Below are 23,615 nucleotides of genomic sequence, written 5' to 3'. Positions count from 1 at the left end.
ACACCTCACCCCGAAATCCGGAAACCGGGGTCTATACCCCAGATCGCCAGTGTCAAGAACAGATTCGCGAACACCATCACGACGATCACCATCTTGATCGCCTGCCCGGCCGCCACCCCGACCCCTTCGGGACCGCCCGTCGCGAAGAAGCCGTAGTAGCACTGGATGAACGTGGCCAGCAGGACGAACACGACGACCTTGAGCAGTGAGAAGAACAGGTCCGGGCCGAGTAGGAACTGGTAGAAGTAGTGGTCGTAGGTGCCCGCGGAAGTACCACCCAGTACCAGCACCGACAGTTTCGTGGCCAGGTACGCCACCGCCAGCCCCACGCTGTAGAGCGGGATGATGGTCAGGGTCGCCGCGATCATCCGGGTGGTCAGCAGATACGGCAGCGGTCGGATGGCGATGGATTCCAGCGCGTCGATCTCCTCGGCGATCCGCATGGACCCCAGCTGCGCGGTGAACCGGCAGCCCGCCTGGATCGCGAAAGCGAGTGTGGCAAGAATCGGCGCTAACTCACGGGTGGTCGCGAACCCGGATATCGCGCCCGTGAGCGGTCCCATGGTCAGCAGGTTCAGTGCGCTGAACGCCTCCATTCCCACGGTGATTCCGCCGAAACCGCACAGAATGATCACCACGCCGACGGTGCCGCCGCCCACGACCAGCGATCCGTTGCCCCACCCGACATCGGCGGTCAACCGCAGCACTTCCTTGCGATAGTGCTTCAGCACGAACGGGATCGCGATCAGCGCTTGCACGAAGGTGATCCCCTGGTGACCCAGCCGCCGGTTCGCGTCCACCGGTACCGCCGCCGCGGAGGCCACCATCCGGACCGGTTTGAGCGCCGGCGGTGTATAGGGAGTGCCCACGTCAGATCACCTTCGTCGGGAAGACGGTGTTGTACACCTGCGTGATGATGATGTTGGTGGCGAACAGCATCAGCGCCGACGACACCACCGCCGAGTTCACCGCATTCGCCACCCCGCCGGGCCCGCCTTTGGCGTGCAGGCCGATATCGCAGGCGATGATCGCGGTCAGCACCCCGAAGATCGCCGATTTGACCAGCGCCACCGCCATATCGTTGGCCACCGCGAAAGAGGCGAACGAGCCGATGAACGAACCCGGCGTACCGGATTGGGCGTAGACGTTGAACATGTAGGCGGTCGCGAATCCGACGAACACGATGAACCCGCACAGCAGCATGCTCACCACCACGGCCGCCACCAGCCGTGGCGCCACGAGTCTCCGGACGGGGTTGACCCCCATCACCATCATCGCGTCGATTTCTTCCCGGATGGTGCGCGAACCGAGGTCGGCGCAGATGGCCGAACCGACCGCACCCGCGATCATCAGCGAGGTCACCAGTGGGGCGCCCTGGCGGATGATGCCCAGGCCCGCGACCGCGCCGATGAACGTGGTGGCGCCGACCTGGTTGACCAGCGCACCGATCTGGATGGACACCACGACCGCGATCGGCATGGCGACGAAAATGGTGGGCGCGGCCGATACATTCGCCATGAACCCGCACTGTTTCGCGAACTCGGCGAAGGGGAATCGGCGGGCGGCGATGGATTTCAGCGTCTCCACCACGGCCTCGCGGCCCAGCGTGACCTGACGCCCGAGGGTTTCCAGCGAGCGCTGGGGGTGGCGCTGCCAGAGGCCCTTCAGATCGTCGAGGGCTTGTTCGAGGTCGGTGCGCTGCTCCGATTCGTTCTTTCCGGTGGTCACCATGGCAGTTCCGGTCCGGTCGTATCGAGGTCACCGCTGAGGTATTGCTGCAGCAGCACGAACCCGGCGCCCACCGCGGCAAGACCGGCGGCGAAGACACAGAGCAGGGCGAGCCACAACCCGAAGCGCAGTATCGGGTTCACTCTCGTTCGCCCACCGAGGATCTTGACGACGATCACCACGATGTCGATGAGCCATACCAGCGCCATCATCAGGTCATCGTCACGTTCGAGAAGGTGAGCACCGGCCAGCACACGATGGAGCCCAGGAACGAGATGATCACGTCCAGACCGTGCATCTCGCGAAGATGCGAGGTGTGGGTGAGCGTCCAGACGATTCCGATGATTCCGTAGGGGATTCCGAGGATGATGAGGGTGCCGAGGAACTCCGACACCTTCATCTCATAGCTGAATATGCGATCCAGCCGTTTGAGCATGCTGGGCTCCTTCCTTGTCCGGCCGCTACGCGCCCTCCCCACCGGGGAACGTCTGAGACGGTCGGGTTGGAGCGGTATGTTACGCACGATTCACGCCATGGCGGAAGGTTTTCACAAAGATTCCTGGTCGCCGATAAGGGCTTGATACCTGTTCTAGGTATGTTTACCAACCAGGCCAGATGCGCATAAGTTAGCGGCTGTTCCTTCATATCAAGTGACTGCGGGAAGAATCTGGAGTAACTTAGACCACACCGGATCCCTGGGGAAGGACACTCATGACCGCCGCAGCACACTCCTGGCAACCCGACAGTCTGCACAGCCGGCAGCCGGGGAAACAGTTGCCGCTGACCACCGAGCAGACCCGGATCCGGATCAGCACCACCCATCGCCCCTTCACCAAACGCCCCCTGCAACTCACCGACGCCCTCGACTTCTGGCAGTTCGCGGGCGCCGCCGCGAACGTGATCATGCAGATGGCCGACCCCGGCGTCGGCTACGGCGTCGCCGAAAGCAAGGTGGAATCGGGGTCGCTGATGAAACGCCCCTGGAAACGTGCCCGCACCACCACCCAATATCTGGCCGTCGCCATCCTCGGCGACGACGCGGAGAAGAAAGCCTTCCGCGAGGCGGTGAACGTCGCCCACCGCCAGGTACGATCCGACCCCGGCGCCCCGGTGAAATACAACGCCTTCGACCGCAAGCTCCAGCTCTGGGTCGCGGCCTGCCTCTACATCGGTTTCGAGGACACCTACCAGCTCCTGTCCGGAAAAATGAACCCGGAACAGAACGAGGCCTTCTACCGCTCATCGTCCTCGCTGGGCACCACCCTGCAGGTCACCGAGGATATGTGGCCGGCCACCCGCGCCGAGTTCGACGAATACTGGAACAAGGCCTGCAAAGACGCGGTCCTCGACGATTTCGTCCGCGCCTACCTCGACGACCTGCTGAACCTACGGATGATTCACTGGTACCTGCGTATCCCGTTCCGCGGTCTGCTGCGCTTCCTCACCATCGGCTTCCTCGCACCCCACTTCCGCGAACAGATGCAGGTCGAATGGACCGCTGCCGATCAGCGGCGCTTCGAGAACCTTTTCCTCTTCGTCGGTTTCGTCAACCGCTTCATCCCCCGCTTCCTCCGCCACGGCGGCAGCCACGCCCTCATGGCCGATGTCCGCCGCCGGATCCGGAAACAGAAGAACCTCATCTGAATTACCCCTGGTCACTGCCGCGACCACCCCGCCGCGTGGTTTTGCGGTAACCGGGCTGTGGTGGTCACCGGGTTTTCTCGGCCGCGCTCGCTGCGCCACCGAGCGGCTCGCGGATGGTCGGCCCGTCTCGCGCGGCCCGCCCGGCCCACCAGATGCGGACCGCCACGACCTCGCCGCCGAGAGGCCGGCCCCGGCCGAACACGACATCACCGTGCGCTCCATGGCCCCGGGCGACCTCGCGACCGAAGTCCGGCGACGCGAGACGCGGGCCGCGGCGAGGACCGGGTGAGTCGTTCGGGACGATTCACGGTCCGGCATTGGACAATCTGCTGGTACCGACGCTGTGAACCGGCCGCCGGTACCAGATCCACGGGATCTGCGATCCGGACGATTCGGCGCGAGCGGGCGCGGCGCAGGAACGAGGTGACGCGGCGTGCAGGAGCATGGACCGGCGGTCGGCCGGCGCGAGTTCCTGCGTATCGCCGGCGGGATCGGGACCTCGCTGGCGGTTCCGGGTCTCACCGGGTGCTCCGGCGATGACGATGCGCTGACATTCTTCTTCCAGGCCAACCCCGACGAGGCCGACGGCCGGCAGCGGGTGATCGACGAGTTCGCCCGCCGGTATCCGGAGATCCGGGTGCGGACGCTGCTTTCCGGGCCCGACCCCATGCAGCAGATGCTCACTTTCTGCGCGGGCGGGAAATGCCCGGACGTGCTGATGGCGTGGGAACAGACCTATGCGGGTCTCGCCGACCGGGGCGTCCTGCTGGACCTGAACACCATGCTCGAACGCGACCCGGTGTTCGCCGCCGAACTGGAAGCCGACAGTGTCACAGCGCTGTACGACACCTTCCGCTTCAAAGGCGGGCAGTACGCATTGCCGGAGCAGTGGTCCGGGAACTTCCTGTTCTACAACCGGAAACTGTTCGACGACGCCGGACTCCGCCCGCCCGGACGCTGGGACGATGCCTGGGGTTTCGACGAATTCCTGGATATCTGCCGCGCACTCACCGAACGTGAGCGGTCGGGACGGGCCGGGCAGTGGGGTTTCGCCGATACCTGGGTGCCCTACTATTCGGCCGGGTTGTTCGCCATCAACAACGGCGCCGAATGGACCAGCCCGCGGACCGTACCGGACCGCACGGCCTTCGCGGACGATGCCTTCCTCGAGGGCGTCCAGTTCTACGCCGACCTCGCCATCAAGCACGCTGTGGCGCCGACTCCGGCGGATCAACAGTCGATCTCGACCATGGACCTGTTCACCCAGGGCAAGGCGGCGCTCGCGCTGGGCGGGCACTGGCGCTACCAGACCTTTTCGGCCGCCGAGGAGCTGGATTTCGATATCACCGCACTACCGGTGGGTCCTGCTGGTCGTGGGGCGAGGTCGAATATCGGAACCACGGGTCTGGCCATATCCGCCGACAGTCCGCGGAAAGAGCAGGCCTGGGAGTTCTTGAAGTTCGCGGCCGGTCCGGCCGGGCAAGCACTGGTGGCCGAGTCCGGGCTGTTCGTACCGGCCGGGAAATCCGCGGTGCGGTCGCGCGGGTTCGCCGAAGCCCATCGGGATATCGAAAACCTGGACATTCTCGTCGAGGGACCGGCGCGTTCCGCACCGCTTCCGGTCACCGCGGCGTGGGCGCGGATCGATGCCCTGATGGATCGCTATCTGGGGCCCGTGCTCCGCGGCACCAGACCCGCTGTATCGCTGAAGAACCGACTCGCTCCCGAAGCCGATGAGGTGCTGCGCAACCAATGACCGCCACCGAGAAGACAATCCGCTCGAAACCACCCACGCCCGAACCCGCCCCGGTACGGCGGACCCCGGAACTGGCCGTGCGCCGGGCCCGGGCGGCACGGCTGTTCATCGCCCCGAACCTGCTGGCTGTGCTGGTATTCCTGCTGTTCCCCCTCGGTTTCTCGCTCTACCTGAGCTTCCAGGAGTGGGATCTGTTCGGCCCGATCCGGTTCACCGGGCTCGCGAACTTCCGCCGGCTGCTCACCGCCGACCCGCTGTTCGCCATCGCCCTGCGCAACACGATCGTGTTCACCCTCGGCACCCTGCTACCGACCGTGGCGATAAGCCTCGTCGTCGCCGCGGCACTGAACCGGCGGATCAAGGGGATCACCTTCTTCCGGGCCGTCATGTTCCTGCCACTGGCGGTGTCGAGTGTGGTGATGGCGGTGATCTGGCGTTTCGTCTTCGATACCAACAACGGGTTGCTCAATACGATGCTCGGCTGGGCCGGGATCGGGCCGGTGCCCTGGTTGGTGGACCCGTGGTGGGCGATGGTCTCGGTCTGCCTGGTCACCACCTGGAAGAGTGTGCCGTTCGCGACGGTTGTCCTGCTGGCCGCGATGCAGGGCGTGCCGGACGATCTCTACGAGGCGGCGAGAATCGACGGCGCGGGCGCGGTCCGGCGGTTCGTATCCATCACCGTGCCCATGATCCGGGGGGCGCTGTCGTTCGTCCTGGTGGTCTCGATCATCAACGCGGTACAGGCCTTCGACCAGATCTATGTACTCACCGGCGGCCACGGCGGCCCCGAGACCGGCACCTACGTCTTCGGCATCATGATCTTCCAGAACGCGTTCGCGTTCGGTGACGCCGGCTATGCCTCCGCCATTGCCTGGCTGATCTTCGTGGTGCTGCTGGCCCTGACCGGCGCGCACGTATGGTTCTCGCGCAAGAACGCCACGGACGCGTGATGCCGGCACGGTGGCGGCCGACCCGCGCTTTCGGCCGGGCGGTGGCGCTCTACCTGGCCCTCATCGCGATGGCCTGGTGCGCGCTGCTGCCGATCCTGTGGGCGCTGTCGGGTTCGCTGAAGAAACAGTCCGAGGTCACCACGCCGGCGTTGCTCCCCCGGGATCCGCAGTGGTCCAACTACGGAGCGGTTTTCGAGCTGATGCCGTTCGGCCGGATGTTTCTCAACACCATCGTGTACGCAGGATGTATCACCGCCGGACAGGTCTTCTTCTGTTCACTGGCCGGGTACGCGTTCGCCCGGTTGCGCTTCCGCGGCCGGGACGTCCTTTTCGTGGCCTATCTCGCGACACTCATGGTCCCGCTCACGGTGACCGTTGTCCCGCAGTTCCTGCTCATCCGGACCCTGGGCTGGGCGGATACCCCCTGGGCACTGATCGTGCCGGGCCTGTTCGGTAATGCCTTCGGTACCTATCTGATGCGGCAGTTCTTCCGGACACTGCCCACCGAACTCGAAGAGGCCGCGGTACTCGACGGCTGTTCCCCGTGGCAGATCTACTGGCAGGTGCTGCTGCCCAATGCCAAACCGGCGGTCATGGTGCTGGCGGTACTCACCTGGGTGAACGTCTGGAACGATTTCCTGTGGCCGCTGGTGATGATTCAGCGCGAGGACATCTCCACGGTCACCCTCGGATTGGTGTGGATGCAGGGTCAGTACGTGTCGAACTGGCCGGTGCTGATGGCCGCGTCGATACTCATCCTGTTCCCGCTGCTGCTGGTCTACCTGCTCGCGCAGAAAGCGTTCGTCCGCGGTATCACCCTGTCCGGACTCGGCGGTCGATAGACCGGATCGTCGCAGGACAACGGGGGTCGCGGGAAGTTCGCTGGGACCTTCCGCACCGGCGCCGTACCTTCCCCGGTGTTCGGCGCCGGGTGCGGATTCCCGGGGGCCGGATCGCGTTGCCGCGCCGGGCCTCCCGAGGGACCAGAGTACTTGCTCGGCGGGGCACAACCGGGGAGATCGGGCCGGGGTGTCGAAAATGGAGACGCAATATTGCACGGCGCCACTTGGTATTTCGCCCGGCCCACCCGGTGAGCTGTATCCCCGACCGATACAGCTCACCTACCAGACCGGTAGCCCCGGCGCAGGCTGTCGAAGTGCGGCGAAAGCCGGTGGCCGCACCCGCGGGCGGGCGGTCCGCAGCCGGGATTTCGTGCCGCGACGGAACAGGCGCTCCGGGCGGCGAGGCACCCGACCGGCGTACCGCACCGGAGGAAGGTACCGTAGCGGACCCGGTCGCGCCACCCGGCGGAGCTGCCTCGTTGCCCGCTGCCTACGGCCCGTCCGGTCGGCCGTTAGCGCGACAGTAGCCGGTGCATGTATCGAATAGCGCGGAGTACATCCGGGACCTCCAGTGCGCCATTGTTTCCGGGACGGGCTCAGCGCAGATGCGCCGTGGCACGTTCGGCGAGCAGCACCACCGTCGCCTGCGGACCCCGGCTCAGAGATACCGGCACCACGGACAGATCGACCACGGACAACCCCTCCACACCGTGCACCCGGCACCGCTCGTCGACCACCGCCCGGGGATCGTCGGACCGGCCCATCCGGCAGGTACCCGCCAGATGCTGAGAGCTTCCGAGGCGTTCGGTCAGCCAATGATCGGAGATCGCGCCCTCGTCCGTCCCACCGGACCAGTGCGCCGACATCACGTCCAGGATTTTACCGGCCAGTCCCACCGCGGCCCGCAGACGCGAGCGGTCGGCGGCCGTCGCGAGATATCCCTGTTCGATCAGCGGTGGCGTGAACGGATCGGAACCGGTCAACCGGAGGCGGCCCGAGCTGGTCGGCCGCATCAGGGTGACACCCATCCGGTGCACCCCGGGAGCGAAGGCGACCGTGTAGGGACGGATCTCGATATCGTCGAATCCCAGCACGTATTCCAGCGGGACCGCACCCCCCGCGGGAGCCGGATGCCGGTATTCGATTCCGATTTCGGGGTGGTCGACCGTCCACTGGCCGACCGGCGCCGAGACGACCACCGGAATCCCCAGCTCGGCGAGCTGATCGGCGGGACCGATACCGGAACGCAGGAGCAGGGCGGCGGATTCGATCGCGCCGGCACACAGCACGACCCGATCGGCGTGGATCGTCTCGGGTCTCCCCTCGACCAGGCAATCCGCACCGACGACCCGGTTTCCCGCGAACCGCAGGCGAGTCGCCAGGGTATCGCCCCGCACGATCAGGTTCGGACGCGACAGCGCGGGCAGCAGATAGGAGTGGGCGGGACCGATGCGCCGGTGCCGTCCCGAAGAATCCGGCGGGCCGATCGTGCAGGGCACCGGCCCCACGCCCGTATCCGGTCCGCCGGGCATCGAATTCCAGTCCGGTACCTCGCCGAAACCGAGATCCAGGCAGGTAGCGGCGAATTCCTGGGCCAGCCGGCTCGGCCGGGCGATCCGCCGGACCGGCACGGGCCCCGTCCGGCTGTGCCCGGCGTGGTCGCCGTAGTCCTCGTCGTTCTCGAGCGACCGGAAGAACGGCAGCACTTCCTCGAAATCCCAGGCGAGCGTGCCCGCCTCCCGGCTCCAGGCCGCGAAATCGCGCGCCGCGGCCCGGATGAAATAGCAGCCGTTCACCGCACCCGAACCGCCGATCCCGCGACCGCGCACGATCTGCCCCGGCAGTTCCGGAGTGAACGCCACGGGATACCGCCACAGCCACGGCGCGTCGCCGCCCACCGGCAGCGCGGCACTGTCGGTGAGTTCGGGCGGGAAATCCGCCGCCGAACGGCGCGGGCTACCGGCTTCCACGAGCCGCACGGTATGCCCCGGGTCCTCGCTGAGCCGCGCGGCCAGCACCGAACCGGCGCTTCCGCCACCGATGATCAGCGTGTCCACCATGGTGCCCGGCCCCGCTACCGGGGTGGGGCGGTAGGTCTCAAGGCGGCCGGGCTGCCGGCCCGCCACGCACCCAGCCATAGCCCGGTGCCGTACCCGATATCGTCGATCCGCCGGAACGCGATATAGCGCAGCGGGTCCAGCCCGCCCGGCTCACGGTGGGTGTACCAGTCGACTGCCCCCTCGGCGAGCGCCAGGGTCAGCGCGGTCTGGCGGACCCGGCGCGAGAACACCATCGCGGCGAGGGTTATCGGCCAATAGTGGCGGAACATCGCCGAAGACAGCCGCCACAACCCGGCGAAGAAACCGCGGGCCACATAGATCGCCGCGACCCCGGTCGGGTTGTCCACACCCGCGAACGCGATCCGCAGCCGGCGCAACGGCACCAGCAGGGTGAATACCGCGGCCAGGACTCCCCAGCGGTTCCGGGTCGCCAGGAAGATCGCGGACAGCGCGGTCCACTTGGGTATCTGCAGCGGCGAAACCTTCCCGGCGTGCCGCCGGCTCAGCGGCGCGGCGCCGGTGCCGTAGAACAGTTTGCGGCGAAACCATTCGCGGAACGAGACCCGATGGTCGTGTGCCACATGCGCGGCGGGTTCGTAGCGCAGCCGCCAGCCCGCGCGTTCCAACCGCCAGCACAGGTCGACATCCTCGGCCACCTGCATACTTTCGTCGAAGCCGCCCTCGGCTTCGAGAACCGTACGGCGCACGAGCAGTGCCGCACTGGGAACATAGGAGACCACACCGCCGGACTGCACGGCCGATTCCCGCCGGCCCAGGTCCAGCGATGAGCGGGTGTGTTCGTAGCGGGCCAGCGTGGTGGATTCCGGGTCCAGTGCGACGATCCGCGGGGCGACCAGCGCCACCTGCGGATCGCTGAAATGCCCCAGCATCACCTCGAGCCAGCCGCTGCGCGGCACCACATCGGAATCCAGGAAGGCCACGAACTGGGTGGACGCGGCGCGCAGGCCGGTATTGCGTGCGGCCGCCGGACCGCGCCGCTGTTCGTGGCGCAGCACCTTCACCTGGCACCGGCGGCCGTGTTCGTCGGGCACCTGGACCGGTTCGTCGGAACCGTCGTCGACCACGATCACCGTGCGACCACTCAGGGTCCCCAGGAGCCGCTGCAGACCGTCGGGGTTGTTGTGCAGCGGGACGATGACGGTGACGTCCTCCGGTTTCGGCAGCAGCCGCGGCCGGGGATTGGCGACACCGGAATCCAGTAGCCGTCTGGCAACCACCGCCGATTGCGGGCCGTTCACTTCCAGGTAGCCGTCGCCGATCATCTCCGCGGCCTCGGGAGCGAGGCGCAGCAAACGAGCGGGTGAGCCACCGATAAGGATGCGTCCCCCCGAGTATGCGCGTACCCGTGGGTCGATCCGCACCCCGAATCCGTCGGGCAGGCGATCATGGCGCATTCCACGGATGGTAACTGCCGATTCGTTACGAGACATCAGCAGTCCGGGAAAAAGTGTTTCGTTCGGGAGAAATTTGCCGAACAACGGTGGACACAGTCATGAGATAGGTCACCGGAACGGTAGCGCGGACATAAGGAACCGCCCCGGGCAACGATCCGGCTATCGTCGCTCGGGGCGGGTGTCATCCAATAATTCTCACACGAGCGGACTCTCGTCACAGGCCCGAGCCGGACGTTTCGCCGGGGGCAGCAACGTCAGCGGCACGGGTCCACCCGAACGCGACCGGCGCGGGGTGGTCTTGCGCGAATGGTCGACCGCCGGACGCGGGATGATCCGTCCGGTATCGGCCAGCGCCGCTTCCCCGTAACCCTGAACGCATTCCGGGTCCGGTCCGTCGGCGGGCAGTCCGGTGAAGAACTTCGCCGCCATACAGCCGCCGCGGCAGGAGTCGTAATGCGCGCATTTGGTGCACGCACCCCCGCCGCTGGGTTCCCGCAACTCGTTGAACAGCTCCGATTCCTGCCATACCGTGGCGAAACCACCGTCGGTGACGACGTTTCCGGCATGGAACCGTTCGTGGATCGCGAACGGGCAGGCGTAGACGTCGCCGAGCGGATCCACCAGGCACACCACCCGGCCGGCCCCGCACATGTTCAGCCCCGGCAGGGCCTCACCGTATGCGGAGAGGTGGAAGAAGGAATCGCCGGTGAGCACACCGTCGCCGTTGCGGACCAGCCAGTCGTAGAGAGTCCGCTGCTGTTCCGGCAGCGGATGCAGCTCGTCCCAGACGTCCGCACCGCGACCCGACGGCCGGAGCCGGGTGAGCCGCAGGGTGGCGCCGTAACGATCGGCGATCTCCTTGAACTGATCGAGCTGGTCGATATTGTGCCGGGTGGCCACCACGGACAACTTCGCGTCCTTGAATCCGGCGTTCGCCAGATTCTCCAGCGCCCGGATCGCCGTATCGTAGGATCCCGGCCCGCGTACCGCGTCGTTCACCTCGGCATCGGCACCGTCCAGCGAGATCTGGACGTCCACATAGTCGCTCGCAGCCAGGCGCTGCGCGACCTCCGGGGTGATCCGCACACCGTTCGTGGAGAACTTCACGCCCACCTGATGCGAGGTCGCGTAGTCCACCAGTTCCCAGAAATCCGGGCGCACGGTGGGCTCACCACCGCCGATGTTCACGTAGAACACCTGCATCCGCTGGAACTCGTCGATCAGCGCCTTGCACTGCTCGGTGCTGAGTTCGTTGGGATCGCGCCGGCCCGAGGAGGACAGGCAGTGCACGCACGAAAGGTTGCATGCGTAGGTGAGTTCCCAGGTCAGGCAGATCGGCGCCGCCAGCCCGGATTCGAACCGATCCACCAGCCGGACCGCCGGATCGGCGGGACCGACACCGGCGAACGGCGCGGTCTCGGGGAGCGCTGCCGTTTCCGGTGCCTGCTGGATCATGTCCGATTCGGCCAGATTCGCCAGTGCCTGCACATACGGATCGGCGGCGGAGTCCCCGATACCGGCGGCACGGATGGCCGCGCGGGCCGAGGTGTGCCCGGGCAGGGAGCGCACGATCTCGACGATCCGCGGATTCTTCAGGAACGACAGTTTACGAGTCCCGAAGTGGTACAACAGCGCACCGAAGGGTTCCGGGCGCAATGCCACGCGGGGATGTAACTGCCAGCGGGTTTCCAGATCGAGCATCTCCGGCCCGATCAGTAGACGCCGCACATACCGTCGATGGACACCTCTTCGATAAGGGTCTCCTCGACGATGGGAGCGTCCTCGCTCGCCTGGTTCTCGACTGTGCCGATCGGTCCGCGGTGATCGGTTTCTGCCGGTCCGAAGGAACGGTTGTCCGCCATGGCTACCTCCACTGATTGGCGCCTGCGCCGGCCAGGGGCTGCCACGACGCGTCCCGCGGTACCGCGTCGGATACCGCCGGTGGGCCGTGGCACAGTGCCGGCGCTGCGGCCGCCGGATGCGACCGCAGTCACACCATAACGTCATGCACTGACAAAAAGAAAGAGTTTTCGAGTAATGTGGACGCTCACGCCGGAACGCGACCTCTAGACTGCGGGGGCAAAAGCAGCTGAACAGAACGTGACGGGCGCATGCCGCCCAGCATGTAGAGGTGGCAATGGGAGTCGTGCGAATGCAGACCAGCGGGGGCGGGGGCGGTAACGGAAGTACCCTCTCGGAGACGGAGATCGTCGAGGCGGCACTCCGGGTCGTGCGCGCCGACGGGGTGGAGAAACTATCCATGCGGCGGCTCTCGCGCGAACTCGGCGTCTCCCCCATGGCCCCCTACTACTACGTGGCCGATAAGCGCGAACTACTCGACCTGGTCGCCACGGCCGCGCTCGCCGGGGTCCGCAAACCCCCGCCCGAATCGGGGACCTGGCAGGACCGGCTGATCGATCTCCTCGCCCAGATCGACGAACGCCTGCGCCGCCACCCCGGACTGGGCGACATTCTCATCGAGCAGATGCTGGGGAAACAGCTCGACCTGATCGCGGCGATCATGGAGATCCTCTACGAGGCCGGTTTCGAGGACCGCAATGTCCTGGCCGGTTACGCGACCATCCACACCTACCTGTTCGGCCGCCGCAGGGTGAATCCGCGCAATCTCGACACCCCACCCGATGTGGTGATGCCGGAGCGAGTTGCCCGCGCAATGGAATACCTGCCCGATCTGCGCGGCAAATACTCCTACGATTTCGGGGTCGGCGTGCTGGTCGCCGGACTCGAGGGCCAGCTCACTCGACAACAGGCAGCCGGCATAGGCTAAAATTGAAACACGTTCTAGTTTTGCCGTAGGCTGGATGCCGTCGGCTACCAGGTGTCGAGAGGACGAGATGACCACCGTCGAAGTGCCCCATGGCTCACGATCCGTAGTACTCCGGGTCGCCCAGGTCATCGCGGAAACCACCGACGCGAGCTCGCTGGTCTTCGAGGTACCGGAGCAGGCCCGGGAAAAGTTCGCCTACCAGCCCGGCCAGTTCCTCACCCTGCGCATCCCCAGCGACCGCACCGGATCGGTGGCGCGATGCTATTCACTGGCCAGCTCCCCCTTCACCGACGACCTGCCGAAGGTCACGGTGAAGCGGACCAAGGACGGATACGGCTCCAACTGGCTCTGCGACAACATCAAACCGGGCGACGAACTGGAAGTGCTGCCGCCGTCGGGCGTATTCACCCCCAAGGACCTCGACGACGACCTGCTGCTCTGCGCCGCCGGCAGCGGAATCACCCCGGTGATGTCGATCCTCAAATCCGCCCTCGACCGCGGCACCGGCCGGATCGTGCTGTTCTACGCCAACCGCGACCCCGAATCGGTCATCTTCGCCACCGAACTACGCGAACTGGCGGAGAAGAACCCGCAGCGGCTGGTCGTACTGCACTGGCTGGAAACGCTGCAGGGCCTGCCGACCGTCACCGCCCTGGCCGAACTGTTCCGGCCCTTCACCTCGCATGCGGCCTTCATGTGCGGACCGAAACCGTTCATGGACGGCGTCCACGACGCCCTCGGCCAACTCGGCGTCCCGCGTAACCGCACCCACGCCGAAATCTTCAACTCCCTCGCCGGCGACCCCTTCGCCGACAGCGCACCCGTCGAGATCTCCGCGGAGGAAGCCGCCGACGCGGCCACCGTCGAAGTCGAACTGGACGGCGAGATGCACAACCTCAGCTGGCCGCGGAAACAAACCCTGGTCGACATCATGCTCGACAAGGGTCTCGATGTGCCGTATTCCTGCCAGGAAGGCGAATGCGGATCCTGCGCCTGCACGGTGCTGGAGGGCAAGGTCGAAATGGAGAACGCCGAGATTCTGGATCCCGAGGACATCGAGGCCGGTTATATCCTCGGCTGCCAGGCGCGGCCGGTTACGGATCGGCTGCGCATCCAGTTCTGAGATTTGGAAGCGCTCTGTAATTTTGGAGCCGCTCCGCGGCTCGAGGGTGGGGCCCTTATAGGCCCGGTTCTTCACTCCTCCGCTCCTCCGCTTCGCTCCCCCGCTCCGTCGCTCCAGAACCGGGCGGGCCCCACCCGGGGAAGTGGACCATCGAATGAGGTTCGGTACAGGGCGGGCGGCCGCGGGGTGCACTCGACACGGTGGTTCGCTCCGCGCGGGCCGTGCTTGGCTCGGCGCACTCGGCCTACCTGCTTGCACTCGCCGGTCGCCTGAGCGCGGTGGGCTCGCGCCCGGATCCAGGGGTCGCAGGTGATGCTGCTAGCTCGCGCCGAGGAGGCGGCCGGGTTCGTAGGCGGTGGCGCCGGGGGGTAGCTTGCCCGGGCGGCCGCTGAGGTAGACGCTTACGGTGCCGTTTCCGCTGCCCGGGTTGCCCAGCTCGTCCATCCGGCGGACGGTTTGCGCGGCGACGGCCTGCGCGCTGTCGAACAGCCGGACGCCCTCGGGGAGTGCGGCGACGATCGTGTCCACCACCAATGGGTAGTGGGTGCAGCCGAGTACGACGCCCTCGACGCCGGCGGGGGTGCGGGCGGCGGCATCGGCGACCGAGGCGCGGATCGCGGTCATATCGCCGCGGTCCACGGCCTCCGCCAAGCCGTGGCAGGCGACCCCCGTAACCGTCGCGTCGCCGCCGAAGCGGGCGATCAGGTCGGCCTGGTAAGGGCTTGCGGTGGTCGCCGCGGTCGCCCAGACCGCGACCGAGCGGCATACCGCGGCCGCCGGCTTGATCGCCGGTACGGTGCCCACCACCGGAACCTGCGGGCCCAGATCCGCGCGGACGTGCTCGAGCGCGGTCACACTGGCGGTATTGCACGGCAGCACGACCACTTCCGCGCCCAGCTCCCGCGCGCTACGGGCGGCCGAAACCACCCGGTCGACAACCCACGCCTGCGGTTTCGGACCCCACGGCGCGCCGTCGGGGTCCAGCTGGAGCAGAAGATCCACATCGGGGCGCAGCTTGCGCAGCCACGCCGCGGTGGGCAGCAGCCCGAAACCCGAATCGATGAGCGCGACGATCACACCGAACAGGTTATTGAGTGGCGTCGAGCAGGTCCTCCACCGGGGCGGCCGCGGCGATCGCGGCACGCATCTTCATCACCCGGCCGGTCATACCGGCGCCCACCACACCGGCCAGCCGGCCTTCGCGGATGTAGTAGGCGAGGAACTTGCGGCCGTCGTCGGCGAGGATGCGGATCTCGTCGGAGGCACGCGGGGTGCCCAGCGCCTGGATCTTGAGGTCGTACTGGTCGCTCCAGAAGTACGGCACCTGCGGCGTGCTCGGTGGTTCGACGCCCAGCAGCGCGCAGGTCAGCAGTTTGGCCTGTTCGCCCGCGTTGGTCCAGTGTTCGATCCGCCGATGCTCCCCGGTCGGGGTGCGCCAGGCCGCGACATCGCCCACCGCCCAGACTCCGGGCACGCTGGTGCGCCCGGTCTCGTCGGCGAACACCCCGCCACCGGCCGTGGGTTCGGCCAGCTCGATTCCGGAATCGGCCAGCCAGTCGGTGACCGGCCGGGATCCGATCCCGGCGACCACCAGTTGCGCCGGCACTTCCGAACCGTCGGCGAGCCGGGCACCGCGAACCCGGCCGTCCGGGTCCGCCAGCAGGGTGTCGACACCGATACCGCAGCGCAGATCGACGCCTTCGGCACGGTGCAGCCGGGCCACCAGTTCGCCGACTTCCGCGCCGAGCACACCGGCCAGCGGGGCAGGCTGCGGCTCCACCAACACCACGGACAGCCCCTCCGCGCGCAGGCTGGCGGCGAGTTCGCAGCCGATGAATCCGGCACCGATGATCAGCGCGTGCTCGGCGGCGCGCGCGCCCGCCCGGATGGCGAGGGCATCGTCGTGGCTGCGCAGCACGTGGACGCCGACGACCTCGTCGGTGCCGGGCAACCGGCGCGGTGTCAGCCCGGTGGCGATCACGAGGTGCTCGTATTCCACGGCCGAACCGTCGGCCAGCCGCACCTTCTTGGCGGCGGTGTCCACACCGACAGCCGGGGTTTTCAGGCGGAGATCGATATCCTTCTCGCCGTAGAACTCCTCGGGGCGCAGCGGGGTCGCGTCGATTTCACCGCGCACGAACTGTTTGGACAGCGGCGGGCGGTCGTAGGGCGCATGCGCCTCGTCCCCGAGGACCACCAGTTTCCCGGTGTACCCGGCGCGGCGCAGTTCCTCGGCGGTGCGCAGCCCGGCCAGGCCGGCACCGGCTATCACGATCGGCGCGGACATACCGAACTCCCTCCCGCGGCCCGCTCGCGCCGCGCCTGAAACAGGTTCTAGAAAATTGTGTAGCCCACCCTAACTTGGACGGCCCGGTGGAGGCCAGCGACACCTTCCGCATCGTTTCGCCGCGTAATCGTGTCCATTGCGATATCGACCGGCCACCCTGGGGCAGCTATACCGAGGTCAGGCCCTGTCAACGGACCTGTATCCACTTTCAGGAGGCCATTATGTTCACCGAAAGCCGGACCCAGGATTTCCTGGCCGTCGTACTCGGAGCCTTCACCGCCCTGTCGCCGATCTGGGTCGCCACCAATGATCGGGCCGTCTGGACGATGATCGTGCTCGGAGTGCTCATCGCGCTGACCGGGCTCGCCCAGATGTACCGGCCGTCCATGGCGGCCACGGATTACGCCATGGGCCTGTTCGGCGCGCTGCTGTTCCTCGCACCCTGGGTCATGGACTACACCGCATACAACGGCGCCGCATGGACGTCGTGGATCGTCGGGCTCGTCACCGTGGTACTCGCGGTCGCGGCACTGCCGGCCGTGGCGGGACGAATGCACCGAGCGGCCCCGCACCACTGATCCCGCGCCGTACCGGTCTACCCGCCGGCAGTGCCGGCGGGTAGGCGATTGCGGTTCCGGGCGCTCGGCCGGCCGGAGACTCGCTGTTGTGCCATTCCCGGTATGCACCCCGGCGAGCCGAGAGCCTCGCCGGCACCATCCTCGATCCGACGATTCCGCCGAGGGATTCGCGCGGTCGGCGCATATCGCGCAGGCAATCCGGCGCAACGCACCAGCCGTTTGTAAAAATCCACTGAACTTCCCCGATCGGACACCGCGTGTCGTGTCCAGGGGCACCGACTAGGCGCATTTGCGCCATCGACACCCGAGGGAAAACCCCGCGGGCACGATGATTGACGTCCGACCCGCCTCCTCACCGAGCCGATCCTCACCGGTGCCGGGACTTCTCGCCGTCGGAGCACGTCAACACGGCATGTCCGGAAAACAGGCGGACCGCAACAGCGGTGGCCGCGGGCACGACGCCGGTGTAATCCTCGTCACCCCGGGCGCTTCGCGGGGAGATGAGGGGCTTCGCGCACTAGAACGAAGCCCACCCGGGTGGGTAAGAATGAGCGCATGGATGCCGAAAATGCCAGCCTCGGAGACGAACGCCGCGCCCGCCCGGAGGAGTACGGGCGCGGGCAGCGCAACTCCGAGTCGAGGGGCTTCGCCGGCTTCGGATCCAATGGATTCGATGCGGCGGAGGGGTCGAACGGCGCCACGAACCGGCCCGAGTCCGTTCCGGACCGTGGTTACACGTGGACCCCCGCACCACCGTCCACCCCGCACCAGAACCCGCAGAACACCGGCGGTTCAGCGGCTCTCGACCCGTTCGCCGCCTGGAACACCTCGGGTGTCATCGGCGATTCGCCGGGTGTCCAGACGATGAGCCCCTTGGAGCCCGAGCCGAATTCCCGTTTCACCACACCACCGGCCGACGGTCCCCCGTATATACCGGACGACACTCCCGAAACCACGGCCTTGCCCACCCGCTCCACGCCGGCCGGCGGGTCGCATCAGGCGCCCGGCCAGGCCGATTCCGCGGCGCTGCCGCGTATTTCCCAGCCCGGTGATCCGGCGCCCGCGCTGTCGTCGTCACCGCGGATCCCGATGTCCGCGCCCTACCAGCCCGATATGCAGCACCCCGACGAGCTGACCGTACCGTCCGGTGGCCCGGCCCAGTTGTCGGGCGCGGCGACCACACAACTGCCCACCGCCGAGCAGAACGAGGAAGGCGCTTCGGGAAAGCCGTTGCCGCCGCCCGGGGACCCCGGGTCCTATCGCCCGGCACCCACCGATACCGATTCCTTCGGTGGCTCGTCCGCCGATACCGGTTCGCTGCCCAGCTGGCTCAGCTCGATCGGCGACGAACCGGTACCGCAGGCCCTCGAAAGTGGTGGCCGACGCCGCAAATCGGCGCTGACCGAACCGGCCGAATCCGACGCCGAACAGTTCAATCCGTTCGAAGACCAGTACCGCCCCGAGGAACCCGGCGCCCGTTCCGGCGACCTCTATGAGCTCCCTGCCGCCACAGCAGATTCCGCCGAATCCCCCGCACCGGCCCTTTCTGCCCTGCCCACGCGTTCTCCGCGCGGTCAGGCTCCCGCCCCCGCGAGCACCACGGAGGACGACTCCGCCGCGCCCGCGCTCCCGGCCCGCCGCCTGCCCCGATCCGCGGCCCGGCACGCGCCCTCCGATATCGAGGACGCACCCGCTCCGGGTAACGGCGAGGCACCTGCCATTGACACAGCCGCCGCGGAATTGCCGCGACCAGCTCCGAAGCTCGAGTTCCCGGAAACCGGCGCGGCCGGAGATCTTCCGGCCCCACGCCGGATGCCGCGCTCCGCGTCCCGGTACAAACCGGACAGCGATCGCCCCGCGGGACCGGAACCGGATTCCCTCGGATTCCGCACCACAGAGCCGGTCGGCGATACCGACTCCGGCGACCAGGGCAGCGATTCCCCGCTGGAAAACGAAGCACCCCCGCGGCTCGCGCCACCGTCGGACAGCACTCCCATACTTGACCGTCTGCTCGATCCCGAACCGGTGCACACCACCGAGCCCGACGAGGATTCCGCCGCGGCCCCGGTCTCCGAAATCCTCTCCCGGATTCTGGAATCCGAACAGGACGGCCCCGGTTCTCGCCATTCGGAGGCGAGTACCCCACCCGAACCCGATACCGCCGAAGCAGCGGCCGATCCGCTGCCCGCTGCACGCCGCGGCAGTTCCGCACCACTGAGTCTGGTGCCCGACGAATCCCGCACCACGCCGGAAGCGTTGACCGGCGGCGACGAATCGCGCCCACCGCTGGAAACACGCCGCTCCCGCCGCGCCCGCGAGGCCGCGGAAGCAACGCCGCTCCCCTCCGCCGACCGGCCGGAGCCGATCGCGGCCGAACTCACCGACCCTGCGCCCGCCGAACCCGAGCGCGGTTCCGTACCGGCCGACACCACATCCCGGCACAGCCGCAGCGAGGAAGGCGCGGATATCGATATCCACCTCATCATGCGTTTGCTCACGGCAAGCGATGATCTCGAAGTACTCGCCGGGCAGGCCGAAGCCGGCGAGGTTTCGGCGGACGAGGTCGCCCGCGCTGCCCGGGAAGCTCGCTCGGCAGTGCTATCGGCGGTGACCGCCTGGTACGGCGGGCCGGCCCAGATGGTGAAGTTCGCCAACGCGCTCCTGCAGGCAGCCCGCGAATCCTGAACCGGCGCTGTACAAACTGGTGGTGCGGACCGGACACGCCGACCGGGTGGCGGCTGCGGACGCATCGCTGCGTCGGCCAGGTTGCGGGCCTCAGCCCACCGGCGCCGGTTCCGGCGGGCCGCCGATCGGCGACTACCTGGGCGTATCCGGTTCGGCCGATACGCCTGCCCATCGACTGCCGGCCGGTGAGGCCGCGGCAGCCCGGAATCTTCGCGCGAGCCGGCGGCACGCGGCTACCAGTTCCGCGGGTTGCACATCGGTGAGGTCGGTATCGAAGGTGGCGAGCAATCCGGCGATCCCGGCCCACGACCACGCGCCGACGGTGAGGCGGCAGTGGCCGGGATCGAGATGCTCGACAACCGATCCGCCGGGCGCCCAGCGCGCGACCGTCTCGGCCGGTAGATCGAGCCGGGCGCTTCCGGTGCACTCCCATGCGGCGGGGGTATCGCCGCGGTCGTAGCTGGTCATGACCAGGTGGGCGACATCGCCGCCGGGCAGTTCGCGCGGGGTGAACCGGATTCCCGTGGGCGTGTGCAGATGGAGACGGTCCAGCCGGTGCACGCGCCAGGCATCGTCGGCATGATCGAACCCGACCAGGTACCACCGCCCGGCCCAGACCACCAGATGATGGGGTTCGATGCGCCGGGCCGGCGCGAATCCGGCCGTACCGGGAACCGGGCGGGCGCCGTCGGGGCCGAGGGTTTCGGCGAGAAGCACTTCGTGGCTCCGCACGGCACTGCCCGCGACCTGTAACGCCACCGCCTCGATGGGTGGCGCCGGGAACTCCCAGTAGTTCTGCAACCTGGTGAGCCGCAGCGCTTCCACCGCCGCACGCAACCTGGTGGGCATGACCTGTTCGAGCGCGTCCAGGGCCCGCGCGGCGTCCTCGCCGAGACCCGACACGGTGTGCGGCGCGGTTTGCAGTGCCACCGCGACGGCCAGCGCCTGATCGCTGTCGAACAGCAGTGGCGGCAGCGTATGCCCCGCTCCGAGCCGGTAACCGCCGGCCGGTCCGCGCAGCGACACCACGGGATAGCCGAGTCGGCGCAGCGTGTCGACATCCCGCCGGACGGTTCGCTCACTCACCTCCAATCGGGCGGCGAGGTCACTCAGCGACCAGCTGCGCCGGGCGGTGAGCAGCGACAGCAGGCGCAGTGCGCGCCGGGAAGTTTCGGCCACCGGCTCCAAGGTAGTGGACATTCGGTGTCCACTACCGATGGCACTGTCGGTTCCCGGAAGTAATTCACCACGAGTCCAGGAGACCGATAGTGCGCATCATCATCGTCGGAGGCGGAATCGGCGGCCTGGCATTGGCCGCCGGGCTGCGCCGGCACGACTTCGAGGTCTCGGTTTTCGATCGCGATCTCGATATCACGCAGACCGGCGGCTACCACATCACACTCGACGGCCGGGCACAGGCGGCGCTCCAGGAGCTGGTGGCACCGGAGATCTTCGAACGGCTGCTGGGGGCGTCCTCGGCGTTGCGGTTACGGGCCCGCGACGCCTTCTGGGACCGGCACGGCCGGCTGCTGGGTCACGGGCCGCGGCTCGACGACAATCCGGGCGTCGATATCGACCGCATCACCCTGCGAACGATTCTGGCCGACGGGGTCGGCGCCGATCTGCACCTGGGCTCGCCGGTCACCGATATCGCCCGCACGGCCACCGGCGCACCGCAGGCAGTGTTCGCCGACGGGTCCACGGTGCCGGGTGATCTGCTGGTCGGCGCGGACGGCGCCCACTCGCTGGTCGCGCGCCGATTGGCGGGCCGTCCGACCAACCATCCGACCGGAATCATCGGCTTCTCCGGCCGCACCACCGCCGGCGACCTCGGCGTCACCGAGCGCCACCGGCTCGGATCGCGTTCGAGCATGGTGCTCGGGCCACACACCACGGCCCTGTACATCGGCTTCCTCGACCCGGCCGGCAACGCCGTCCTGGATACGCCCCGCCCCAGGGAGGCGATCACGACCGGCCCCACCTACATCTGGGGCGCCATGTTCGCAGAATCCCCCGCAACCGATGCGCTGCGCGCGCTACAAGGTACCGAGTTGCGGTCCGCGCTGCTCACTGCGTTCGATCGCGAAGGCTGGCGGCGGTCCGCACTCGAGGTCGTCGAACGCGCCGCCCCCGGCAGTATCGCGGCCTTCCGCTTCAATGCCGCATCGACCCGGGCCGAGGAACTCGCCCCGTGGCCGGCCGGCGCGGTCACCGCGCTCGGTGACGCGGTCCACGCAACCCCACCCACCGCGGGTATGGGCGCCGGGGCTGCCATCCGGGATGCCGCGAGCCTGGTCACCGGCCTGCGCGCGGTCGCGGCCGGCACGGTCACCCTGCCCGTTGCGGTGAGCCGGTTCGAGGCGGATATGCGGGTGCGCGGCAGCGAAGTACTGGTCGCGGCCATGCGCACCGTGCGTTTGATGCGCGCCACCGGTTCGCCGCTCGGCGCAGGCGCCACCACCGCCACCGCCGCGGTCCTGGCCACCGCCCAACTACTCGGGCGCAGACGCTTGGCTTCCCTATGAGAAAAACGACCAGCGCGGAGTTTCCGGAGCCGCTGATCAGGAGTGGCGCCAGAAGAGCGATCAGCAGCAACATTCGAGGCGGCACGGCGGCGGATCGCCCGGATCAACGGCTGCACGACCGATTCGGTTGTTCCCCCGGCCCGCTGCGGGCCGCGCCCGCGCCGACCGCGAGGGTCCGGGTACGTGCCCGCACGGCCGCGTCATGAGCCGGCGAAGGTCTTCCGGTAGGCGGACGGCGACATCCCCAGCCCACGCCGCATGTGATGGCGCAGATTGTCCGGCGTGCCCAGCCCCGACAGTTCGGCCACGGCCTCGATCGGAAGGTCCGCGGATTCGAGCAGTTCACGTGCCCGGTCGATCCGGCGATCACGCAACCAGGCGCCGGGCGAAAGTCCCGTCTCCGCCCGGAACCGGCGGCTGAAGGTACGCGAACTCATGCGCGCATGTGCGGCCAGCACCGCCACACTGAGCGCTTCGCCCAGGTGATCCAGCGCCCAGGCGCGGGTGGTCGCGGTACTGCGCTCATCGTGGTCGGGAACATGGTGTTCGATGAACTGCGCCTGACCCCCTTCTCGCCAGGGTGGCACCACGCAGTACCGCGCCACACGATTGGCAACGACAGCGCCGTGATCGCGCCGGATGAGATACAGGCAGAGGTCGATACCGGCGGCCAGTCCCGCCGAGCTCAGCAGGCCGTCTTCGTCCACGAACAGCACGGTTTCGTCGAGTTCGACCGCGGGGAACAGCCGCCGGAAATCGTCCGCGTACCGCCAGTGGGTGGTGGCTCGATGCCCGTCGAACAGGCCCGCCGCGGCGAGAACGAAGGCTCCCGTGCAGATGGATACGATCCGCGCACCGGCGGGCACCGTTTCCAGCGCGGCGGCCACCTCGGCAGTGTTTTCTCCGTCGAGACGCGCCGGCGGATATTTCGTGCCCGGCACGATGACCGTATCGGCGGCAGCGAGCGCATCGGCGCCCGCCTCGGCGACGATCGAATAGCCGGAGGTGGTCCGGACGGAGCCCGGCCGTAGCGCGCAGGTCACCACCTCGTAGAGCGGGTTACCCGCCTCGTCGGTGGCCTGGCCGAAGACCAGCGGCGGGATGGTCGCGTCGAATCCGACCACCGGTTCCAGGAGCAGTACGGCCACCACATGCCGTTCCGGCACAGCGCCGCCATTGGCATGATTTTCACGCATATTGTCGATTCTGCCACTGGCTCCGGAACTGCCGGTCC

21 protein-coding genes are annotated in these 23,615 nt (G+C 67.8%); 9 read left to right on the top strand and 12 right to left on the bottom strand.

Translation table 11 applies throughout. The features are described 5' to 3' along the window. Window positions 1-5: 5 nt before the first annotated feature. The 4 genes from ACFWPH_RS15945 to ACFWPH_RS15930 are packed head-to-tail and all read right to left on the bottom strand — an operon-like array spanning window position 6 to window position 2,164. The gene (locus ACFWPH_RS15945) at window positions 6-869 is read right to left on the bottom strand and encodes an ABC transporter permease (protein ID WP_378751549.1); all 864 of its coding nucleotides are present in this window, start codon (window positions 867-869) and stop codon (window positions 6-8) included. Between the two features lies 1 nt (window position 870). Continuing rightward, on the bottom strand, window positions 871-1,731 hold the full coding sequence (locus ACFWPH_RS15940; protein ID WP_378751547.1) for an MlaE family ABC transporter permease: 861 nt from the start codon (window positions 1,729-1,731) through the stop codon (window positions 871-873). Next, window positions 1,725-1,940: a hypothetical protein gene (locus tag ACFWPH_RS15935; protein ID WP_378751545.1), complete on the bottom strand. Its 216-nt coding sequence runs from the start codon at window positions 1,938-1,940 to the stop codon at window positions 1,725-1,727. Before ACFWPH_RS15935 ends, ACFWPH_RS15940 begins: the two co-directional genes overlap by 7 nt. Further along, window positions 1,940-2,164 carry a hypothetical protein gene (locus tag ACFWPH_RS15930; protein WP_062978138.1) on the bottom strand — a complete coding sequence of 75 codons (225 nt, stop codon included), beginning with the start codon at window positions 2,162-2,164 and terminating at the stop codon, window positions 1,940-1,942. The genes ACFWPH_RS15935 and ACFWPH_RS15930 overlap by 1 nt, the downstream gene beginning before the upstream one ends. 275 nt (window positions 2,165-2,439) lie before the next feature. Here ACFWPH_RS15930 and ACFWPH_RS15925 point away from each other — a divergent pair, with 275 nt between their 5' ends. The 4 genes from ACFWPH_RS15925 to ACFWPH_RS15910 all read left to right on the top strand — a co-directional run bounded on the left by ACFWPH_RS15925 (window position 2,440) and on the right by ACFWPH_RS15910 (window position 6,920). After that, window positions 2,440-3,372 (top strand): oxygenase MpaB family protein, encoded by a 933-nt coding sequence (locus ACFWPH_RS15925; protein ID WP_378751542.1) that lies wholly within the window; start codon window positions 2,440-2,442, stop codon window positions 3,370-3,372. 433 nt (window positions 3,373-3,805) lie between these two features. After that, complete coding sequence (locus tag ACFWPH_RS15920) at window positions 3,806-5,128, top strand: ABC transporter substrate-binding protein (RefSeq protein ID WP_378751540.1); 1,323 nt, start codon at window positions 3,806-3,808, stop codon at window positions 5,126-5,128. Next, a complete protein-coding gene (locus ACFWPH_RS15915) occupies window positions 5,125-6,078 on the top strand; it encodes a carbohydrate ABC transporter permease (RefSeq protein WP_378751538.1) in 954 nt (317 codons plus the stop codon). Before ACFWPH_RS15920 ends, ACFWPH_RS15915 begins: the two co-directional genes overlap by 4 nt. Beyond that, a complete protein-coding gene (locus ACFWPH_RS15910; RefSeq protein WP_378751536.1) occupies window positions 6,078-6,920 on the top strand; it encodes a carbohydrate ABC transporter permease in 843 nt (280 codons plus the stop codon). The genes ACFWPH_RS15915 and ACFWPH_RS15910 overlap by 1 nt, the downstream gene beginning before the upstream one ends. Window positions 6,921-7,516: 596 nt before the next feature. Here the strand turns inward: ACFWPH_RS15910 and mftG are convergent. The 4 genes from mftG to mftA all read right to left on the bottom strand — a co-directional run bounded on the left by mftG (window position 7,517) and on the right by mftA (window position 12,257). Next, entirely contained in the window at window positions 7,517-9,046 is a 1,530-nt protein-coding gene (gene mftG / locus ACFWPH_RS15905) for a mycofactocin system GMC family oxidoreductase MftG (RefSeq protein ID WP_378751534.1), read from the bottom strand. After that, on the bottom strand, window positions 8,995-10,395 hold the full coding sequence (mftF, locus tag ACFWPH_RS15900; RefSeq protein WP_378751532.1) for a mycofactocin biosynthesis glycosyltransferase MftF: 1,401 nt from the start codon (window positions 10,393-10,395) through the stop codon (window positions 8,995-8,997). Before mftF ends, mftG begins: the two co-directional genes overlap by 52 nt. A 195-nt stretch (window positions 10,396-10,590) precedes the next feature. Beyond that, window positions 10,591-12,096, bottom strand: a complete 1,506-nt coding sequence (mftC, locus tag ACFWPH_RS15895; protein WP_378751777.1) for a mycofactocin radical SAM maturase — start codon at window positions 12,094-12,096, stop codon at window positions 10,591-10,593. Between the two features lie 11 nt (window positions 12,097-12,107). Further along, on the bottom strand, window positions 12,108-12,257 hold the full coding sequence (gene mftA, locus ACFWPH_RS15890; RefSeq protein WP_063916007.1) for a mycofactocin precursor MftA: 150 nt from the start codon (window positions 12,255-12,257) through the stop codon (window positions 12,108-12,110). A 275-nt stretch (window positions 12,258-12,532) separates the two neighbouring features. Between mftA and mftR2 the strand changes: the two genes are divergently transcribed. After that, window positions 12,533-13,183 carry a mycofactocin system transcriptional regulator MftR2 gene (mftR2, locus tag ACFWPH_RS15885; protein ID WP_231508756.1) on the top strand — a complete coding sequence of 217 codons (651 nt, stop codon included), beginning with the start codon at window positions 12,533-12,535 and terminating at the stop codon, window positions 13,181-13,183. 67 nt (window positions 13,184-13,250) lie between these two features. Beyond that, on the top strand, window positions 13,251-14,306 hold the full coding sequence (locus ACFWPH_RS15880; protein WP_378751529.1) for a 2Fe-2S iron-sulfur cluster-binding protein: 1,056 nt from the start codon (window positions 13,251-13,253) through the stop codon (window positions 14,304-14,306). A 318-nt stretch (window positions 14,307-14,624) separates the two neighbouring features. Here the strand turns inward: ACFWPH_RS15880 and ACFWPH_RS15875 are convergent, their stop codons facing one another. After that, window positions 14,625-15,383: a glutamate racemase gene (locus ACFWPH_RS15875; RefSeq protein WP_378751528.1), complete on the bottom strand. Its 759-nt coding sequence runs from the start codon at window positions 15,381-15,383 to the stop codon at window positions 14,625-14,627. Window positions 15,384-15,393: 10 nt separating this feature from the next. Beyond that, window positions 15,394-16,593, bottom strand: a complete 1,200-nt coding sequence (locus ACFWPH_RS15870) for an NAD(P)/FAD-dependent oxidoreductase (RefSeq protein WP_378751527.1) — start codon at window positions 16,591-16,593, stop codon at window positions 15,394-15,396. A 221-nt stretch (window positions 16,594-16,814) separates the two neighbouring features. Here ACFWPH_RS15870 and ACFWPH_RS15865 point away from each other — a divergent pair, with 221 nt between their 5' ends. After that, window positions 16,815-17,171 carry an SPW repeat protein gene (locus ACFWPH_RS15865; RefSeq protein WP_062978123.1) on the top strand — a complete coding sequence of 119 codons (357 nt, stop codon included), beginning with the start codon at window positions 16,815-16,817 and terminating at the stop codon, window positions 17,169-17,171. 555 nt (window positions 17,172-17,726) lie between these two features. Further along, window positions 17,727-19,856, top strand: a complete 2,130-nt coding sequence (locus tag ACFWPH_RS15860) for a hypothetical protein (protein ID WP_378751524.1) — start codon at window positions 17,727-17,729, stop codon at window positions 19,854-19,856. Between the two features lie 132 nt (window positions 19,857-19,988). Here ACFWPH_RS15860 and ACFWPH_RS15855 read toward each other — a convergent pair whose 3' ends face one another. Next, window positions 19,989-21,056, bottom strand: coding sequence for a helix-turn-helix transcriptional regulator (locus ACFWPH_RS15855; RefSeq protein ID WP_378751522.1), 1,068 nt, complete (start codon window positions 21,054-21,056; stop codon window positions 19,989-19,991). Between the two features lie 68 nt (window positions 21,057-21,124). On the opposite strand from ACFWPH_RS15855, the gene ACFWPH_RS15850 reads away from it, so the two are divergent. Beyond that, entirely contained in the window at window positions 21,125-22,381 is a 1,257-nt protein-coding gene (locus tag ACFWPH_RS15850; RefSeq protein WP_378751520.1) for an FAD-dependent oxidoreductase, read from the top strand. Window positions 22,382-22,581: 200 nt separating this feature from the next. On the opposite strand, the gene ACFWPH_RS15845 is transcribed toward ACFWPH_RS15850, so the two are convergent. After that, window positions 22,582-23,577, bottom strand: coding sequence for a GlxA family transcriptional regulator (locus ACFWPH_RS15845; RefSeq protein WP_378751518.1), 996 nt, complete (start codon window positions 23,575-23,577; stop codon window positions 22,582-22,584). Between the last annotated feature and the right edge of the window lie 38 nt (window positions 23,578-23,615).

The organism is Nocardia sp. NPDC058499 (genome assembly GCF_042719915.1).
GTDB lineage: Bacteria > Actinomycetota > Actinomycetes > Mycobacteriales > Mycobacteriaceae > Nocardia.
Note: the sequence above shows the minus strand (reverse complement) of the source record. Positions and strands in the feature narration are given on the sequence as shown.

Bases quoted from the DNA above. Each gene is read 5' to 3' on its own strand.
- ACFWPH_RS15940 (WP_378751547.1), bottom strand. From the start codon at position 1,731: ATGGTGACCACCGGAAAGAACGAATCGGAGCAGCGCACCGACCTCGAA.
- ACFWPH_RS15935 (WP_378751545.1), bottom strand. From the start codon at position 1,940: ATGATGGCGCTGGTATGGCTCATCGACATCGTGGTGATCGTCGTCAAG.
- ACFWPH_RS15930 (WP_062978138.1), bottom strand. From the start codon at position 2,164: ATGCTCAAACGGCTGGATCGCATATTCAGCTATGAGATGAAGGTGTCG.
- ACFWPH_RS15925 (WP_378751542.1), top strand. From the start codon at position 2,440: ATGACCGCCGCAGCACACTCCTGGCAACCCGACAGTCTGCACAGCCGG.
- ACFWPH_RS15915 (WP_378751538.1), top strand. From the start codon at position 5,125: ATGACCGCCACCGAGAAGACAATCCGCTCGAAACCACCCACGCCCGAA.
- ACFWPH_RS15910 (WP_378751536.1), top strand. From the start codon at position 6,078: ATGCCGGCACGGTGGCGGCCGACCCGCGCTTTCGGCCGGGCGGTGGCG.
- mftF (WP_378751532.1), bottom strand. From the start codon at position 10,395: ATGCGCCATGATCGCCTGCCCGACGGATTCGGGGTGCGGATCGACCCA.
- mftC (WP_378751777.1), bottom strand. From the start codon at position 12,096: ATGCTCGATCTGGAAACCCGCTGGCAGTTACATCCCCGCGTGGCATTG.
- mftA (WP_063916007.1), bottom strand. From the start codon at position 12,257: ATGGCGGACAACCGTTCCTTCGGACCGGCAGAAACCGATCACCGCGGA.
- mftR2 (WP_231508756.1), top strand. From the start codon at position 12,533: ATGGGAGTCGTGCGAATGCAGACCAGCGGGGGCGGGGGCGGTAACGGA.
- ACFWPH_RS15880 (WP_378751529.1), top strand. From the start codon at position 13,251: ATGACCACCGTCGAAGTGCCCCATGGCTCACGATCCGTAGTACTCCGG.
- ACFWPH_RS15870 (WP_378751527.1), bottom strand. From the start codon at position 16,593: ATGTCCGCGCCGATCGTGATAGCCGGTGCCGGCCTGGCCGGGCTGCGC.
- ACFWPH_RS15865 (WP_062978123.1), top strand. From the start codon at position 16,815: ATGTTCACCGAAAGCCGGACCCAGGATTTCCTGGCCGTCGTACTCGGA.
- ACFWPH_RS15860 (WP_378751524.1), top strand. From the start codon at position 17,727: ATGGATGCCGAAAATGCCAGCCTCGGAGACGAACGCCGCGCCCGCCCG.
- ACFWPH_RS15855 (WP_378751522.1), bottom strand. From the start codon at position 21,056: ATGTCCACTACCTTGGAGCCGGTGGCCGAAACTTCCCGGCGCGCACTG.
- ACFWPH_RS15845 (WP_378751518.1), bottom strand. From the start codon at position 23,577: ATGCGTGAAAATCATGCCAATGGCGGCGCTGTGCCGGAACGGCATGTG.